This window comes from Treponema primitia (assembly GCF_046533075.1).
Lineage (GTDB): Bacteria > Spirochaetota > Spirochaetia > Treponematales > Breznakiellaceae > Termitinema > Termitinema primitia_B.
Genome location: NZ_JAJQRB010000029.1, coordinates 16,958 through 35,214 on the forward strand (window position 1 = coordinate 16,958; position 18,257 = coordinate 35,214).

Here is an 18,257-nt window from a genome sequence, read left to right on the forward strand (position 1 = left end):
TAGAGGTCAGTTATGAATGCTCAGGAACTTCGTTCCAAGTACGTCGAATTTTTCAAATCCAAGGAGCATGCTCAGATCCAGGGCAAGTCTCTGATACCCGAAAATGATCCTACGGTACTTTTTACTACCGCCGGTATGCACCCCCTGGTACCCTACCTTTTAGGGGAGCCCCATCCTGCAGGAAACAGGCTTGTGGATTATCAGAAGTGCATACGTACCGGGGATATTGAGTCCGTGGGGGACCCCAGCCATCTTACTTTTTTTGAAATGCTGGGAAATTGGTCCTTGGGGGATTATTTTAAGGAAGGGGCCATTAAGATGAGTTTTGAATTCCTCACCTCCCCTCAATGGCTGGGTATCCCTATTGAAAAGTTAGGGGTTACCGTTTTTCGGGGAGACGAGATCGTCCCTCAGGATGATGAATCCGCTAAGGTCTGGAAAGAACTGGGTATCCCGGCGATTCGTATTGCCTACCGCCCCCGGGAGGACAACTGGTGGGGACCCGCGGGCGCCACCGGTCCCTGCGGTCCGGATTCGGAGATGTTCTTTGATATTGGGAAAGAGCCCTGCGGTCCGGACTGCGGTCCCGGCTGTTCCTGCGGGAAGTGGCTTGAGATCTGGAATGACGTGTTCATGCAGTACAACAAGACCGCCGATGGCGTCTATGAACCCCTGGCCCGTACATGCGTGGATACAGGCATGGGTATAGAGCGGACCGTGACTATCCTGAACGGCAAGAAGTCGGTGTACGATACGGAGATTTTCGCTCCCATCATTGCTGCGGTGGAAAAAGCCTCTGGTTATACTTACGGTTCAGATCCGGAAAAAGACAAGTCTGTGCGGATCATCAGCGACCATGTCCGGGCTTCTACTTTCATATTGGGGGATCCCAAGGCAGTGACCCCTTCCAACGTCGGCGCCGGGTATGTGTTGCGCCGGCTCATACGCCGTGCGGTGCGGCATGGACGCAAGCTTGGTATTGAGGACCAGCCGGTCGAGAACTTGAAGGTCCTGTCCCCCATTGCCGCGGTGGTGGTGGATCAGCTCAAGGGTCCCTACCCGGAACTGGAGGAAAACCGCGCCCGTATCATTGGGGAGCTTGATAACGAGGAACAGAAATTCCTGGAAACCCTCCAGAAGGGGGAGCATGAGTTTGAGAAGCTGCTCCCCAACCTCATAAAGGACCCCAGGAAAATCATGTCCGGCCGGCTTGCCTTTAAGCTCTACGACACCTACGGTTTCCCCATCGAGCTCACCGATGAGCTTGCGGCGGAGCAGGGCCTTACGGTGAACCGGGCGGAATTTGACGAGGCCTTCAAGAAACATCAGGAACTTTCCCGGGCGGGGAGCGAGCAGATCTTTAAGGGCGGCCTTTCGGATCATTCCGAGACAACTACCAAATATCATACGGCAACCCATTTGTTGCAAAGGGCATTGCGTTTGGTACTGGGGGACCACGTAGCCCAGAAGGGTTCCAACATCACCGCCGAGCGTATGCGCTTTGACTTTTCCCATGGCGCTCCCATGACGCCGGAAGAGCTATCGAAGGTAGAAGCCATCGTGAATGAGCAGATCCAACGGGACCTGGCGGTTACCATGGCGGTAATGGACCTTGAGGCTGCCAAAGCCTCCGGGGCGATGGCGCTTTTTGGAGAAAAGTACGAATCCCAGGTAAAGGTATACACCATCGGAGATTTCTCTAAGGAAGTTTGCGGCGGTCCCCATGTGGAGCGTACCGGAACCATGGGGACCTTCAGGATTCAGAAAGAGCAGTCTTCCTCCTCCGGGGTCAGGCGTATCCGGGCGGTCTTGGAATAGTCATGTTACACAAAAAAGAGTATATTTAGGATATGAATATGAAGAAATTTGTGAAATGTTTTCTTTTTCTGATAACTTTTGCCGTTTTCGGAACCGGTTTCCTGTTCGGAGCGGGCAAAAAGGAATCGAAAGAGGCTCCCCTTCCGGAAGGAACTCCAATTGGGGGGAAGGTGTCGGACGGTGTCTCGTCCCCAATTGGTTTATCCGGGGATCAGCGGGACTTACAAACCGTAGCCAAGGTGACTTTAACCAAAAGCGAATTTGTTTTTGTCAAACAGCTGCGTGTAGAGGTGGATAGACGGTCTAAAATGCAGGAGATTCCTCCGCAAGTAAGCCCCCTGGAGCTCCATCGTATGGTGCTGGATGCCATGATCGTTGAAAAGTTGGTCCTCCAGGCGGCGGAAAGGGCGGGTATCAATTCGTCGAATGCGGAATTGGAACAGCGGATTCAGATGGTTCGCGCCAGCGCCGGGCGGCCGGTTACGGATCAGGAATTTGCCGAGGGTATCGAAAAACAGTACGGCTTGAGCTATTCTGCCTTTCAAACCTACCTCCATGAGGATATTATCCGGCAAAAATACATAGAACAGTACATTGTACAAGCGGCAGAAAAGGCCAAGGCCGGAGATTCCATAACCAATAGTGATATTAATAACGAAATCCAGGGTATAAAGGATGAGCTGGCTGCTCAAGCAGGCCGGGCCCCGACGGATGAGGAATTCAACGAGTTTATAAAAAATCAGGGTATGGATTTGGTCACCCTACGGGGACAGATCCGGCGGCAGCTGATGGTCCAGAAATACCTGATCTCCATAGCGGGGGGAGAGCCGGAGGAAGAGGAGATTCAAACCTTTTATAACCGTAACAAAGCACGGTTTATTCGGCCCGATACAATTTCTTTTGACTGGATACGGATCCCCTATGGCGTTGCTACCAAGACCGCCGCCCGGACCAGGGCGGAAGAATTGGCTCGGAAAATTGGTTCCAGCTCTTCGGCCTTTAATGAGGAATCCGCCATTGCGGAGCCTGCCAACAATTCCGGTTCCGCCCGGTATATCCAGTTAACTACCGAAGATCCCCGGATTCAACAGGTCTTTGGTTTAGAGTTTATCGATAAGGCAATACCTTTGGAGGAAAACGCTGTTTCCGGCGTGATTGAAGGACCACAGGGTTTTTTTATCATCAAGGTAACCAGAAAATACCGGCAGGCGAATCTTGGGCTTGAGGATATTTACCGCTGGGGGAACCCTGCCACTGTTCGGGATTTGATCAACTCCCAGCTGATGCAGCGGGTTCTTGCCAATGGCGCGGCTTTAGTAACCAATACCCTGGCGGAGGATCTCCGGAAAGAGGGCGTCGTGGAGATCCATGAAGAATTTCTCGTCTGGTAGTCATGGCCTCACGTAGAAAAGGACGGATCCTGGCTTTTCAAGCCCTGTATTCCTGGGACGTCGTCGCATCACCCTCCGTATTGGAGGAACTCCTTAGTTTTTCTTGGCTGGAAACGGAGAAACGGGATGCCTTGGATGGAAGTACCGCCGAATTTTCCCGTCTTTTAATTCAGGGAACCATCGAAAATATTGGCGTTGTGGATGATATGATCCGTGCCCATCTGAAAAACTGGGATTTTTCCCGGTTAAACCGGGTTGATCTGGCCCTGCTTAGGATGAGCGCCTACACCCTCATATACCAGAACGATGTATCACCCTCAATTGTTATTGATGAGGCCATAGGTATATCCCGGGAATTTGGTACCGATGATTCCTACCGCTTCATCAATGGCGTTCTGGACAGTATTCATCGGACCTTACAAGGTCCGCAGACCTTACAAGGCGCTCCAAAGTGAAGCCGGCCACGGCAATTCCCAAGCTCCGGACTGTATGTATTCTGGGGTTGGTAATTTCCCTGGTTCTTTCAGGAGCAATCGCCTTCCTGACCTACTATACAGGATGGAATGATTTTTCGGAGCAGGGGAGTTTTTCCCGGGAAATCAGGAACTTCGACGCCCTTCTCCGGGAAACACCGAAAATTGCTCCGGAGCGGCTCAACCCCATGCTGGACCGGCTGGAAAAGAAAGCCATTGGGGCGGAAACCTATCTTTCGGTCCTGAAACGCCGCAGAAATTTGGCCTTGGAGGCATCCGACGAAAATCAGACCCGGTTCCGGAGCGCCTACCGTGAAGCAGCGGAAAGAGCCGCCGCCGCCTTTCCATTTTCGGAACCCCTGGGAGCCCTTGCCGCCGATGCCCTGTTGATGGAATATCCGGACCAATTCCCCGATGGAGCTCAGACTAAGTTGAGGCAGTATGCCGGCCTTTTATCGGAGGAAAATCTGCTTCCCTTGGCCTTGGATATCAGCGTACTCCTGGGAGATCTGTCGGATCCCGCTACAGCCGCCGGTTTGCCCCGGGGTGGGGAATTTCTGGCTGCCGGGGTTTCCTCCCTCGGTGGAGCGGAACTTCCCGCGGAACTTCCAGCGAAGCTCCCCGCGGAACGGGAGAGTTTTCTCATCAATTCTATTTTATTAGACCTCCTTGCGAAAGATATGGTGGCCGCCAATTCCCGGATCGTTTCGTTGATCAGCTCTGCGGGAAGTTCCGGGGATATTTCGGAAAGAGCCCTGCGCTTTGGGGCGGAATATTTTTATGATACCAATCCCCTGAGGGCGGCGGAGCTTTTTTCTCTACTTGCAACGAAGTCCCCCCCGCAGTTTTCCGATGCCCCTTCTTTGGGCCGTTTAGCGGATTCCCTCTGGCTGGCGGATTTTCGGGAGGGATCTATCGAAATTTGGACTATCCTGGCTTCCCCGCCGCTTAATATATCCCGGATACCGGATCCAAAGATTCCGCAAGACCTACTGGTCCGAAGCCTTTATAATCTGGCATCGTCAAGCACGGAAGAACAGAAAAAACTGGCCTATTATGAGGAGCTGTTCTCCGAATCTCCGGGGCATCTCTATGGAATTATCGGGTATAGCCGTCTTTTTGACACACCCCGGGCGGAGGGTATACTCACTGAACAGAATTCCGGACAGCCTCTTCTGGATCTGGAATTAATCCGTCGCCGGTTGGAAGGGTGGGAAATCAGGCGGACCGTGGCGGAAACATGGCTGCTCCTGGGCCGTCACCCCCAGGAGGAAGCACTCTACCGCTGGGGGGCCTGGTATTTTGATCGTCAGCGGCAGTTTCCGGAAACTGCCCTGCTTTTGCGGAAAGCCCGGATGAATGGGATAGACAGCTCCTGGTTGGTTCTCCACGATGTTTTCCGCCTTATACGTGAGGGTTTGCTTGCGGAAGGGGAAACCCTCCTTGAGGAACAGCTAGACCACACCACCCTTTGGCAGATCCCGGCAAATCTGGGTTTGATTATGGAAAGCCGGCGTTCCCTTTCCCGGGCTCTGGAGTACTATGAAAGCGCTGCTTCCCTGGTAAAGAACCGGCTTAGTGCAGCCAAGGTCCAACTGCGGATTGCCCATTGCCTTCATATGCTGGGCCGGGATGAGGAAAGCAGGCAGGTTCTGGGAAAGGTCCTGGAGCTGGATCCCGAAAACCTCAACGCCAGGCTGGAACTTCGCCGTCTGAACTTATGATTGTTCGGGAAATTTGAATAGCGTAATTGAAAAGAAAAAAATTAGAGAAGAGAGACAAAGGATTTCGTTGAAGGAACGCCTTTGTCTCTCATTTTAATCAGAAATTATAGTTCTTATAATTGTCTTTGGTGAAGTCTGTGGGAGGCCCCATGATAACAGTTTTCCCGTCCGGTTTAACGTTGATCTTCCCCACATTGGGGATATCCTGCCCCTCCGTAGGCCTTTGACCTTTCAGGAGATTGTTAGCCAATACCACGGTAAGATAGCCTAATTTTCCCGGATCCCAAAGGCTGTCCGCATAGGCGGAACCGCGGGTAAGATACGGACCGGCATCGCTGGGCAGAGCGGTACCGACAGCGGTGAGTTTCCCCGTAAGGCCTTTTTCTTCAATAGCTTGTCCGGCGCCGGCCAAAGTGGGGGAACTGATGCACATAATACCCTTCAGATTAGGATAAGCGGTGATCAGATCCATGCTTTTTTGATAGGCGACCTGGGTTTTTTCATCCGTGGGAATCCGGTCAGTAACCAGGTGCATATTCGGATACCTGGTTTTGGCATAGGCCAAGCCATTGTCGATCCATGAATTCAGGGTCGAAGCGGAAAGACCGCCGGTGATAATCGCATAATCGCCGCTTTCGCCCATACCCTTGGCCAGAAGGTCCCAAAGATGCTCACCGTAGACCTTGTCATCTATCTGGTGCACCGAAAGTTCTACCAGTGATGGGTCCAGAGAAGTATCCCAATCCAACACGATGATACCCGCCTGCTTTGCCCGGCGAAGGACCGGAGTAAGAGCCGCAGCGTCATTGGGCGCCACCGCGATAACATCAACACCTTTACTGATAAGGTCTTCAATCATCCTGGCCTGTTCCGCCGCATCGGCGGTAGCCGGTCCGGTAAACACTGCGTTCACGCCAAGATCTTTTCCCGCCTGAACAACCCCAACCTCCGCTGCGTTGAAATAGGGAATGCCTAACAATTTGGGCATTACCACTATGGTTGGTACCCCCGATTTCTGACCGCCCTGTGCGCCTCCTTGCGCGCCGCCATTGGCCCAAGCTATGCTCATACATGTCACAGCAATCAATGCGAATGAAACCATTTTTTTCATAAAATCCTCCGCCTATAATTTATCCAAAAATACTTTTGGATGATACCAAAACTAATAAAAACATCCTTTATTTAGAAGGCCGGTTCATAAAGAATTTGATGGTCAAGACCAGCAGCAAAATGCCTCCCATAACGATGGTAGTTAAATACCGGTTGAATCCGAAAATATTGAGACCGCTGGAAAGAACCTGGATGATCATCACCGCAATGATGGTTCCGGCTATCTTCCCCTCCCCGCCGTTGATATCGGTTCCTCCCAGAACCGAAGCTGCAATGGATTGCAAAAGATAGGAAGAACCGTAGGATTCCTTGGCTGAATTATACCGGGACGCCATTAACACACCCGCAATAGCCCCAAGAAAACCTGCGGTGACATATACTAAAAACAAAATCCGCTTTACATTTATACCCGAAAACCGGGAAACTTTAGGATTGCTGCCAATCATATAAATGGCACTTCCAAAACCACTTCGTTCCAGAAGAAGGTATACTCCGATTATGATGATAATAAATAGTACCATCGGGAGCGGGATACCCAACAAGGTTCCTCCGCCTATCTCCAAAAATTCTATGGGAAACCCCGAAATAGCTCCGCCCTTGGTGACGTTGAGGCTGATGCCCTCAAAGAGGGTGGATGTTCCCAGGGTAGCTATCATAGGGGTAACCCCAAGGTATACCACCACCAGGCCGTTAAGAGCTCCGCAAACGATTGAAACAATAAGCATAAGGCTTATTCCCGCGAATACAGCCCAGACCGGAGCGCCTCCGTTTGCGGTAATGGAGGCCATAGCCAGACCGCCGATGATCATAGACAGGGTCGCCGTAAAGGTAAGGGAAAGGTTGATCCCCCCGGATACGATGACCAGCATCATGGAAAGGGCCAGGATACCGAATTCCGGCAGCTGATACGCCATGGACTGGAGATTTCCCCTGCTTAAAAAACGTCCCGGTGAAAGAACCGACATCAATACAAAAGCGGCGATAAAGATGACAAACAGTATCCCCTCGTTGGTTTTAAGTCTTTGCAGAATTGCTTGTTTCATACCTACTCCACATCCACCCGGATTTGTTTGCTCTCGGTACGTTGTTTCTGAACCATATCAATACTGATGGAAATAATGATGATAAGTCCCACCACGATCTTTTGCCAGAAAGTGGGAATCCTCATCAGAATTAACCCGTTATTGATTACACAAAATATCGTCACCCCCAAAAGGGTTCCCAGTACGCTGCCGATTCCCCCCAGGGTACTGGCGCCCCCCAAAACTACAGCGGCGATTACCTGCATCTCAAAGCCGAGGAATGCGTTGGGATCAACCTGACGCATGATTGAGGTATGGGATACCGACGCAAGCCCGATAAGGAATCCCTCATAACAGTATACAAAGGTTAAAAGCCGGATTGGTTTAAAGCCCATCCGCTCCGCCGATTCCAGATTACCCCCGATGGCGTAGATGCCCCTGCCTATAACGGTTTTTTTCAGGATAAACCAGGTCAGGATAATTGCCCCGATTAAAATGAATCCCTGCACAGGGAAACCGATCACCCTGCCGTTACTCAGGGTTATATCAAAAACATTGGTCCTGCCGAAATCAATAAAACTATCGGGCAGTTCGGTAATCCAATTGCCCCCGGTTATATAGAGGACCAGGCCCTGGATAACGCTCATGGTTCCCAGGGTTGCAACAATGGGAGGTATTTTAAGACGGGAAATAAAACAGCCGTTGATAAATCCCAGGACCGCTCCCGCTATGCAGGAAACCAGAAAAACAACAAACAGATTGGATGTGATATGCAACAGGCAATTGGCGGTAATAAAAGTAACCGCGGTAATGACCGACGCCACGGAAACATCAATACCCCCGGTAAGGATCACCATGAGCATACCCAGGGACATGATAGTCAGGGTCAAATTTCCCTTAAACAGGGACAGAAGATTTTCCAGTGTTGCAAATGCGGGATTTGCCACAGTAATGATAATTCCTATCCCCAATAAAACCAACAGAATAGATAATTCCCGCATTTTTGGAATGCTGATTTTCATGATACGTCCTTATATGGCCTTGCTTAAAATATCTTCCTGGTTAAGACCCTCGCAGAATTTCTCTGCGGTAATTCTGCCCCGGCGCATGATGATAACACGATCCGCAATGGCCAGAATTTCCGGCAGCTCCGAAGAAATCACGATGACCGCAATGCCCGATTCCGAAAGGTTTCTTAATATCTGGTGAATTTCGGTTTTAGCGCCCACGTCAATGCCGTTGGTCGGTTCATCAACTATGAGGATCTTTGGATTGGTAGCCAGCCATTTAGAGAGGACCACCCGCTGCTGGTTTCCCCCGGATAATTTCGAGGCAAGCAAATCCGGTAAGGAAGGTTTGATATTCAGCTTCTCCATCCATTCGGCGGTGAGCTTTGATTTTTTCGTCCTGTCCACCAGGCCAATACGGTTTGATATAGACTTGAGTACCGTGATTACCAGGTTGTCCCTCACCGATTTTCCGAGAACCAACCCTTCCTGGAGGCGGTTTTCCGGAACATAGGCAATTCCCTTTTCCACCGCCTCGCTGGGTTTTTGAATTTTTACCGGTTGCCCCTCCAGGAGTATCTCCCCGGAATCAAAGGAATTAAGGCCAAAAATAGCCTGGGCGACCTCAGTCCGCCCTGCCCCCACCAGGCCGGTGATACCCAGGATCTCCCCACGGTTAAGCTTAAAGTTGATATCCTTAAACTGTCCCGCTTTGGAAAGGTTTTTCACCTCCATAATGACATCGTCCCGTTTATTTTTAGTGAAAATTTTGTATACTATCTTGCGGCCGACCATAAGGGAAATGAGCCTGTCATCATCAAGTTCCTCTTCGTTAAAGGTCCCCATACATTTGCCATCCCGAAATACCGTAAACCTATCGGAAATGGCAAAAAGTTCGTCAATTTTGTGGCTAACAAATAGTAGGGAAATCCCCTCTTTTTTCAGAGAACGCATGATGTCAAATAACTTTATCACCTCCCCCTTGGAAAGGGCCGAGGTTGGCTCATCCAGAACCAGAAACCGGGCTTTATTGGCCAAAGCCCGGGCAATGGCAACTATCTGCTGCTTCGCCACCGACAGGGACCCCACCGGGGCTTTAAGGTCAAGCTGAAGCTGTAGTTTATTCAAAGCTGTTTGGGCAATCTCCTCCATGGACTTCCAGTCCACCAGCCGTTTCCCGCCTTTAACATAGGGCCCCAGGGCTATATTTTCCATGACCGATAGGTTGGAAAAAAGAGAAAAATCCTGGTAAATTACCACGATTCCCCGGTGCAGAGATTCCAAAGCATTGTATTCTCTGAGGGGCTCTCCGTCGAAGATAATCTCCCCCCCGGGTTCGGGTTTGTAAAGTCCCGAAAGGATCTTGATCATGGTTGATTTGCCCGCACCGTTTTCGCCAATCAACGCATGAATTTCCCCTTCCTTAACGGCAAAGGAAATATCTTCAAGGGCGACTACTCCGGGAAATCTCTTTGTGATATTCCGAATTTCGACCAGAGTCTGACTCATAGAACCTCCATGGTAATACTAATTATGCGGCTCTTTTGATATTTCTGCAATTCATAATTTTTGTTTTTTTATATTGTGAACTTAAGTATAACCCAAAATCAGATTGTATTTTGTACAAGACGGCATGAAGGGTTGACTATTAAACCATAAAAACGGACAATGAAGAAAGCCTTTATTTAATTATTTTTGAGGAGTGATTTTATGAGTATTATCGAATATGTACAGGCGCGTGAAATTCTCGATTCCCGTGGAAATCCCACGGTTGAGGTCGAGGTACAGCTGGAAGACGGCTCCCTTGGGCGGGCCGCAGTTCCCTCCGGGGCGTCCACCGGCGATTACGAAGCGGTAGAGCTTCGGGACGGTGATAAGGGCCGGTACCTGGGTAAGGGCGTCCAAAAAGCGGTGGCGAATGTCAACGATATTATCGCCCCGGAACTGCAGGGTTACGATGCCCTGGAGCAGGTTGATATCGACCGGACCATGATTGAACTGGACGGGACCGAAAACAAGAGCAAGCTCGGGGCCAATGCCATCTTAGGCGTGTCCATGGCCACCGCCCGCGCTGCGGCGGAATATCTGGGGCTGCCCCTCTACAAGTACCTGGGCACCTTCCATTCCAACCTGCTCCCGGTGCCCATGGCGAATATCATCAACGGCGGCAAACATTCTGACAATAAGATCGATTTCCAGGAATTTATGGTTATGCCCATCGGCGCCGAATCCATTGTTGAAGCGGTTCGCTGGACCGCCGAGGTGTTCCACAACCTGAAGAGCCTCCTCCACGCGGCGGGAAAGAACACTTCCGTGGGTGACGAAGGCGGATTTGCCCCGGATATCGGCAACGAGGAAGCCCTGGAATTCATCATGAGGGCCATCGAGAAGGCCGGATACAAGCCCGGGGAACAGTTCGGCATTGCCCTGGACAGTGCTAGTTCCGAGCTTTTCAGCGAAGGCGACAAGAAGGGGTATAAGTTCTGGAAATCCAACCCCGGAAAACTTTTTAGCGCCGACGAAATGATCGGTATCTACACCGATTGGGTAAAAAAGTACCCCATCATTTCCCTTGAAGATCCCCTGGATCAGGACGATTGGGACGGCTATGTAAAGCTTACCAAAGCCCTGGGCGACAAAGTACAGATCGTAGGGGACGACTTCTTCGTCACCAACACCAAGCGGCTTGAAAAGGGTATTGGCCTTGGGGCCTGTAACTCCATCCTGATCAAGGTAAACCAGATCGGTACGGTCACCGAAACCTACGAAGCGGTTGAAATGGCCAAACGGGCAGGGTATACCGCCATCGTTTCCCACCGTTCCGGCGAAACCGAGGATACCTTCATCGCCGACCTGGTAGTCGGCCTGGAAACCGGCCAGATAAAGACCGGTTCTATGAGCCGTACCGACCGGGTTGCCAAGTACAACCAGCTTATCCGCATTGAGGAACAGCTTGAGGGCGTTTCCGAATATGCCGGAAGGAATGCCTTCTACAATCTTAAGAAATAAGGTTTTCCATAAAGAATGAAAAAGGCCGCCCCCTTCCGGAGCGGCCTTTTTTAATGGGCCCCAGTATGGGCAGTCTCAGACGCCGAACAAAGCCACCGCCCGCTCCATGTTTTTAATTACCGGTACCGAGAAGGGGCACCGTTCTTCGCAGCTTCCGCAGGCAACACAGTCGGAGCCGTGGGAATTCAGGGCCTTGTAATGCTGGGTAATACTGGGGGGAACAGCCTTTTCATCCAGGACGGCAATGTCCAGGTACTTATTCACATCGGCAATATTGATCTCCCGGGGGCAGGGGAGACAGTGGTTGCAGTAAACGCAGTTCCCCTTAAAACTCCCCTGGTACTGTTCAATAATACCGCTGTAATCCCGCTCTTTATCGTCCATATCCAGATATCCAACCGCCTCGTGCACCTGTGCGGCGGAGGCGCAGCCGATAAGGGTACTCACCACCGCCGGCCGGGTCAGGGCGTAGTGGATGCACTGTCCCACGGTCAGTTCCCGGGGAAAGGGGGTATGTTCCTTGGAAAGGAGCTTCCCCGCCCCCAGGGTCTTCATCACCGTTATGCCAACCCCCCGCTGTTCGCAGAGCCGGTACAGGGTAGCCCGGTCACTATCCAGGTTCTTCTCATAGCCGAAGGGCTTCCCCTGTCCATCCAGATGGTCCAGCACATTGACGCCCCGGGGCGCCATATCAAAGGCGGGGTTAATGCTGAACATAAGGAGATCCAGTATTCCGGTTTCAACCATCCGGCGGGCAATGATCGGGTTATGGGAACTGGCGCCGATAGCCCGGATGGTTCCCTGCTTTTTCAGATCCTGGGCGTACTTCAGTATTTCCCCTTCAAAGACCTGGGTAAAACTCTTTTCCGAATCGATAAAGAACAGCATCCCGAAATCAATATAATCCGTATGGAGGCAGCGGAGCAGATTTTCAAAGTACTTTTTACAGACCCCCAGGTCCCGGCTTACATCGTACTGTTCCTTGATATCCGTGGACCCGATATGTCCCTGGATATGCATTTTATCCCGTTTTCCCGCCAAAGCCTTGCCGATATTGGTCCGTACCGTTTCACCGGGCATAAAAAGGTCCATCATATTGATACCCTGCTCCAGGGCGGTCCCGATAACCTCGTCCACCGTAGCTGGGGGCTTAGTATCCAGGTGCTCGGCTCCAAGCCCGATGATGCTGGCGGAGATCCCAGTATTGCCGATAGGGCGATACTGCATTGTCATTATTTCTTCCCCGCCGATCGAATCGGCCGCAGTTCCGCTTCGCTTACCAGGGTGGGGTCGTCGACGCCTATGGGCAGTTCCCGGCCCTCCTCTCTTTCCACATCCTCTTCCTCGAACAGGGACGCGTCTGTATCCGGTTCGGGGGTCACCACCAATTCTTCGTTCTTCAGCTTCACCGAAATAACCTTGGTGATCCCCGATTCTTCCATAGTAACCCCCAGGAGGGTCTCGGCGCCGGTTACGGTTTTCTTGTTATGGGTGATGACGATGAACTGGCTGGTGTTACCGAATTCCCGCAGGAGCTGGACAAAACGGACAACGTTATCCTCGTCCAGGGCGGCGTCGATTTCGTCCAGCAGACAGAAGGGGGAGGGCTTCACCATATAGGTGGCAAAGAGCAGGGCTACTGCGGTCATGGATTTTTCGCCTCCCGAAAGGAGGGAGATGTTTTCCAGCTTTTTCCCCGGAGGCTGGGCGTAGATTTCAATCCCACATTCCAGCACATGGTTAGGGTCCTGGAGTTGGAGCAGCGCCTTACCACCTCCAAAGAGCCGGCGGAACATATTGTTAAAATTTCTTTTTATCTTATTGTAGGTTTCACTGAACAAGTCCGAGGACTCCGCCCGGATTTCCATGGTGATCTTTTCCAAATCGTCCTTTGCCTTACTAAGATCCGCTAACTGGTTGGAAAGAAAGTCGTAACGTTCCTTAGTTTCCGTAAATTCCTCCGGGGCCATAAGGTTAACCGATCCCAGATCCTTAAGGCCCGCCCTGGCCCGGCTCAGGCTCTCCCGCAGTTCCGCCGGCGCCGTGGTGATGGTGAAAATCCGTTCCTCAAATTCCATAAGATCCCTGGAGTGGGTCTCCCGGAAATTATCCTGAATATTCTTAATCTCCGTGTCGGATTGAACCAGTTCCATGTGGATCCGTTCCAGGGTGTCCTGCACCTTGGCAAGCTCCGTCATCCGTTTTTTGATGGTCTCCTGTTTCCCCGCCACATCTCCGTTCCGTTTGCTGATATCCTTTTCAAGCTTTTCCAAATCCGCGGTCAGCTGCATACCCTTCCGCTCTATTTCGGCAAGCTCCATTTCCGTATCGGAGATCCGTTCGTTGATTTCGTCAAACCGCTTACGGGCTAAGAAGAGTTCGTCCCGAATCGTTTTAAGGAGCCCCTCCTGCCCGGCCAATTCCCGGCGTATAAGCCTGGCCTGTTCCTCCGCGGACTGGGCTTGCGTAGACATCCGTACCCGGCCAAGGCGGAGTTCCTCCAGGGTCGCCCGGTATTCGTTTATCTTCACGCTCAGGCTTTCGTTGTCCTGTCTGAGGCCGGAGATCCTGCTCCGCCGTTCCACAACCCCCTCATTGGCAGCCCGGATTTTAGCGTCCAGCGCCCGTTTCTTGGTGATGATCCCCTCGGGGGCGAGAAATTCGTCGATAAAGGCGGGGGTACTTTTCCTATAGCTTTCAAAAAGGGCCAGTACCTTGTCCCCTAATCCCGCCGCATCACTCAGGGCCGTTGCAAGCCCCTCGGCGATGTGCTTTAACTCCGCCGCAGAGGGTATCTGTTCCCCAGCCTCCGCCCGGTCCGCCGCTGCAGCCAGATCCCGGAGCAGGGTTTCCCGGCCGGAAAGGTGGGTCCGCAGCAAAGCCAGGGTTTCCTCCAGGGCTGCCTCGGTACTCCTCCGTTCCGTAGCGGAGTAGCCCGCCTCCCGCAGCCCCGCATCCAGGGCGGCAACGATATCATCGGTAATAGCCTCCAGGGCCTTTTCGTGCTCCCCCCGTTCCCTCTCCAGGCCGTGTATCTCTTCCTCATTCCGGCGTACCCCCGAATCGTTTTCCCCGATACGGGAGGCCGCGGTCTGAATATTTTCCTCAAAGGAGGCGATGTTTACTTCTATATCGTGGACCTTCTTCTGTAGGTCCCGGACTGTTCCTTCCTGTTCCTCGACGTCCTCGGTGAGTTCTTCAATTTTTATGCCGATAGCCCGCTCCCGGCTCTCGTTCTGCTGAATAGCGGCATTGGTTTCCGCCCGCTGTTCTGTTAGGAGCCGCCCTTCCTTTTCCCGGGCATTTTTTTCCACCGCCAGACCGTAAATATTCTTCTGGAAGTCGACGAGTTGTTCCTCCATGGAATTAACCACATCCATGTTTTCTTCCAGGGATTTGTTGATGGCGTCAATATCAGCCCGGATTGAATCCCGATCGGTGGTTTTTTTCTTAAGGTTTTCGTTCCGTTCATCCCGTTCGTATTTGAATTGTTTTAGCCGGAGAAGCTGAATATCCAGCTCAAACTGAAACACCTCTTCCCGTAAAGTCCGGTATTTCAAGGTTTTATCGGCCTGGATCTTAAGCGTATCGTAGGATCGCTTTACTTCCCCCAAAATCCCCTCAACCTGACGCATATTCTCTTCGGTTTTTGCGAGTTTCCGCTCCGCCTCGGCGCTTTTTACCTTGAAACGGGTAATTCCGGCGGCTTCTTCGAAGAGATAACGCCGTTCATCGGGCTTGGAAGACAGGACTTGGTCGATTTTACCCTGTTCCATCACGGAATAGGCAGCCTTACCCACCCCGGTGTCCCAGAAGAGTTCCCGAATATCCTTAAGTTTGACCTGGGTGGAATTGATATAGTATTCGCTTTCCCCGGAACGGTAGAGCCGGCGTTTAATCTGAATCTCCGCCACGTCCATGGGGAGCCGCCCGGACTCGTTCTCCAGAGTCAGGGCTACCTCCGCCACGTTAAGGGCTTTCCGGTTTTCAGTACCGTTGAAGATGACATCTTCCATCTTTTCGGCCCGCATGGCCCGGGAGGCCTGTTCACCCAGAACCCATTTGATGGCGTCCACCACATTGGACTTACCGCATCCATTGGGCCCTAAAAGGGCGGTGATCCCATCGGCAAAATCGACCCTGGTCCGGTCGGCAAAGGATTTAAACCCGAATATGTCTAAGCTTTTAAGAAACAATGCATAACCTCTCATAGTACGGTGAATACCGTACCGTTGAATCGAAGCGAAACGGAGTTTCGCAAACTCCGTTCTCTTTTATAACATGCCAGGCGTATCAATGAAAAGGGAGAAGGAAAACCACGAGGGGAAAGAAAAAGAATAGAAACCGCAAAGGAGACAGGGCGCAGAAGAAGGGAAATATAGAAACAACCCAAGCAAGAAGCACAATCCGGATTTCACATGGACAAATCCGGTCCATTTTCTTCTTTCTCCTCTTCTTCGCCTTATGCGCCTCCGCGGTTAAAAATCTTCTCTGCCATTTTTTCTTTATTTCGCCTTATCGTCCAGCTCTTTCAGGATGGAAAGCTCCGTTTCGCGGTCAAAGTAACGGGCCTTGTCCTGGTGGGGAACCAGATTTATCATCTCGCCGATGGTAAAGGTATGGTGAGGCTCAGTCCGGGCCACAAGAGGTTGGGTTTCGGTTTTAAGCCAAAGGTGTATATCCGCCCCCAGTGGTTCAATCACCTCGACTTTAACCTTCATATTGTTTTCCGCTGAGGGAGTTTCGGTAAAGCTTAAGTCTTCCGGGCGGATACCAAAATAAATCTCTTTCCCAACATATTCTTTAAGGTAGGACACATGTTCCGCTGCGGGTTTCAGGTCGAAGGAACCCTCTTCCAATACGATATCCCCGCCCTTTTCGGCCACCTTTACGGTGAGGAAGTTCATGGGCGGCGATCCGATGAATCCGGCTACGAATTTATTGATCGGGTGGTTGTAGAGATACAGGGGGGAACCAATCTGCTGAACCCTTCCGTCCTTCATAACTACGATTTTACTGGCCATGGTCATGGCTTCAACCTGATCGTGGGTAACGTAGATCATGGTGGCATCCAACCGATGGTGGAGATCCGACAGTTCAACCCGCATCTGCACCCGAAGCTTTGCATCCAAGTTGGAAAGGGGTTCGTCAAAAAGGAATACCTTGGGATTCCGGACAATGGCCCGTCCCACGGCAACCCGCTGGCGCTGCCCGCCGGAAAGAGCCTTGGGCTTACGTGTCAGAAACTTCTCTATATCAAGAATTTTTGCAGCTTCATGGACCCGGCGGTCAATTTCTGCTTTATCCAGCTTCCGGATCCGGAGCCCGAAGGCCATATTCTCATATACGGACATATGGGGATACAGGGCATAATTCTGGAACACCATAGCGATATTTCGGTCTTTTGGGGGGACATCGTTCATCTGTTCCCCATCAATCAGGAGTTCCCCTTCGGTAATATCCTCTAAACCGGCGATCATCCTGAGGGTTGTGGACTTTCCACATCCCGAGGGCCCTACAAATACGACAAATTCCTTGTCCTCGACGATAATGTCGACATTGTCCACGGCGCGGACATTCCCTTCATACACCTTGCAGATGTTTTTCAACTCTACCTTTGCCATTTACGGCCTCCCTTATTTGGGTTATCTTATATTTTTTAGTATAAAATTGATGACCTGCTTTGTCAATTAAATGAATTGACAAGACCGTGACCAGGTTACATAATAAACCATGACTTTGGCTGATAAAGTAACCGCATCGCGTCTGGTTTTTGCGCCCTGTTTTTTTATTGTTTATCTTCTTCATATAATAGCGCCTTTTTGGGTCTCCATAACGGCGTCCTGGACTGTACCGGTTCTCTGGATTCTCTTTTTTATCACCGAAATCACCGATCTAATTGATGGTAAAATCGCCCGGAGTCGAAAGGAAGTGAGCGATTTTGGCAAACTCTTCGATCCCTTTGCGGATACCCTGGTCTGGATCACCTTTTTTCTCTGCTTTGTGGCAGACCGTATCCTTCCGGTGATCCCCTTTTTGGTGATTTTATACCGTGAATTCGGCATTCTCTTCCTACGGAATCTGATGCTGAAAAAGGGAATCGCCATGGGCGCCCGGAGGGGGGGGAAAATCAAGGCTTTTGCCTATATGTTTACCGGGATAGCCGCTCTCCTTGCTTCCAGCGTTCAGCGTCTGGGGATAGGGGGTTCCTATTTCGGTATCCTCCGCATCGCCGCGCTAACACTTTTTATTATTTCCGTCCTAATTTCCTTGATTTCTTTTGCCGATTATATTTCTGTATATAAACAGGCCGGAAAAGCGGAAAATAAATAGAGGTTTTTTATAAGAACCTATTGACATTATTTTCATTAGAGGATAATTTTGTTCTTAACGCCTGTTAAAACAGGCCTATGGATATCGTAATTGCCTGAAGTCTTTTGTAACAATTAAATGGCAAAGATGAAAGTGGCTTGACAGTCAATTCGTAGGTGTTGTAGTGTCTGCAAACCGTTGTAGACAAACACAGCGGGGGAAGTTTCGCCTTGGCGGAAACTTCAGTGTTCTTTGGCAATATAGGGAAGGGGAGAGTGATGAAACTTCGTTTCGTCTTGGAGAATTGGCTAGGCCAATTCTCCCGGGCTGATGCGGAGCGGAGTCAAAGGAAGAAACGGCAAGGTTGTCCCGCAAGGGCGGCTAAGCCGGG

13 protein-coding genes are annotated in these 18,257 nt (G+C 51.1%); 6 read left to right on the plus strand and 7 right to left on the minus strand.

Translation table 11 applies throughout. The features are described from left to right. The first annotated feature begins 12 nt into the window (after positions 1 to 12). Genes LQZ19_RS05815 through LQZ19_RS05830 form a run of 4 tightly spaced genes read left to right on the plus strand, consistent with a single transcriptional unit; the run spans position 13 to position 5,406 of the window. A complete protein-coding gene (locus LQZ19_RS05815) occupies positions 13 to 1,818 on the plus strand; it encodes an alanine--tRNA ligase (RefSeq protein ID WP_411046717.1) in 1,806 nt (601 codons plus the stop codon). Between the two features lie 38 nt (positions 1,819 to 1,856). Beyond that, positions 1,857 to 3,209 (plus strand): peptidylprolyl isomerase, encoded by a 1,353-nt coding sequence (locus LQZ19_RS05820; RefSeq protein WP_411046718.1) that lies wholly within the window; start codon positions 1,857 to 1,859, stop codon positions 3,207 to 3,209. A 2-nt stretch (positions 3,210 to 3,211) separates the two neighbouring features. Next, positions 3,212 to 3,664, plus strand: a complete 453-nt coding sequence (gene nusB / locus LQZ19_RS05825) for a transcription antitermination factor NusB (RefSeq protein WP_411046719.1) — start codon at positions 3,212 to 3,214, stop codon at positions 3,662 to 3,664. Next, on the plus strand, positions 3,661 to 5,406 hold the full coding sequence (locus tag LQZ19_RS05830) for a tetratricopeptide repeat protein (protein WP_411046720.1): 1,746 nt from the start codon (positions 3,661 to 3,663) through the stop codon (positions 5,404 to 5,406). The genes nusB and LQZ19_RS05830 overlap by 4 nt, the downstream gene beginning before the upstream one ends. Before the next feature lie 97 nt (positions 5,407 to 5,503). Here LQZ19_RS05830 and LQZ19_RS05835 read toward each other — a convergent pair whose 3' ends face one another. From LQZ19_RS05835 to LQZ19_RS05850, 4 genes are all read right to left on the minus strand, one after another. After that, positions 5,504 to 6,517: an autoinducer 2 ABC transporter substrate-binding protein gene (locus LQZ19_RS05835; protein ID WP_411046721.1), complete on the minus strand. Its 1,014-nt coding sequence runs from the start codon at positions 6,515 to 6,517 to the stop codon at positions 5,504 to 5,506. A 67-nt stretch (positions 6,518 to 6,584) separates the two neighbouring features. Further along, positions 6,585 to 7,559, minus strand: coding sequence for an ABC transporter permease (locus LQZ19_RS05840; RefSeq protein WP_411046722.1), 975 nt, complete (start codon positions 7,557 to 7,559; stop codon positions 6,585 to 6,587). A gap of 2 nt (positions 7,560 to 7,561) precedes the next feature. Then, positions 7,562 to 8,560, minus strand: a complete 999-nt coding sequence (locus LQZ19_RS05845) for an ABC transporter permease (RefSeq protein ID WP_411046723.1) — start codon at positions 8,558 to 8,560, stop codon at positions 7,562 to 7,564. Positions 8,561 to 8,569: 9 nt separating this feature from the next. After that, positions 8,570 to 10,054 (minus strand): sugar ABC transporter ATP-binding protein, encoded by a 1,485-nt coding sequence (locus tag LQZ19_RS05850; RefSeq protein ID WP_411046724.1) that lies wholly within the window; start codon positions 10,052 to 10,054, stop codon positions 8,570 to 8,572. A 201-nt stretch (positions 10,055 to 10,255) separates the two neighbouring features. On the opposite strand from LQZ19_RS05850, the gene eno reads away from it, so the two are divergent. Then, complete coding sequence (eno, locus tag LQZ19_RS05855) at positions 10,256 to 11,554, plus strand: phosphopyruvate hydratase (protein ID WP_411046725.1); 1,299 nt, start codon at positions 10,256 to 10,258, stop codon at positions 11,552 to 11,554. Positions 11,555 to 11,629: 75 nt separating this feature from the next. On the opposite strand, the gene LQZ19_RS05860 is transcribed toward eno, so the two are convergent. From LQZ19_RS05860 to LQZ19_RS05870, 3 genes are all read right to left on the minus strand, one after another. Continuing rightward, a complete protein-coding gene (locus tag LQZ19_RS05860; protein ID WP_411046726.1) occupies positions 11,630 to 12,787 on the minus strand; it encodes an aldo/keto reductase in 1,158 nt (385 codons plus the stop codon). Then, a complete protein-coding gene (locus LQZ19_RS05865) occupies positions 12,787 to 15,750 on the minus strand; it encodes a chromosome segregation SMC family protein (protein ID WP_411046730.1) in 2,964 nt (987 codons plus the stop codon). Before LQZ19_RS05865 ends, LQZ19_RS05860 begins: the two co-directional genes overlap by 1 nt. A gap of 309 nt (positions 15,751 to 16,059) precedes the next feature. Then, positions 16,060 to 17,178 carry an ABC transporter ATP-binding protein gene (locus tag LQZ19_RS05870; RefSeq protein ID WP_411046727.1) on the minus strand — a complete coding sequence of 373 codons (1,119 nt, stop codon included), beginning with the start codon at positions 17,176 to 17,178 and terminating at the stop codon, positions 16,060 to 16,062. A gap of 109 nt (positions 17,179 to 17,287) precedes the next feature. On the opposite strand from LQZ19_RS05870, the gene pgsA reads away from it, so the two are divergent. Then, positions 17,288 to 17,887, plus strand: a complete 600-nt coding sequence (gene pgsA, locus LQZ19_RS05875; protein WP_411046728.1) for a CDP-diacylglycerol--glycerol-3-phosphate 3-phosphatidyltransferase — start codon at positions 17,288 to 17,290, stop codon at positions 17,885 to 17,887. The last annotated feature ends 370 nt before the right edge of the window (positions 17,888 to 18,257 follow it).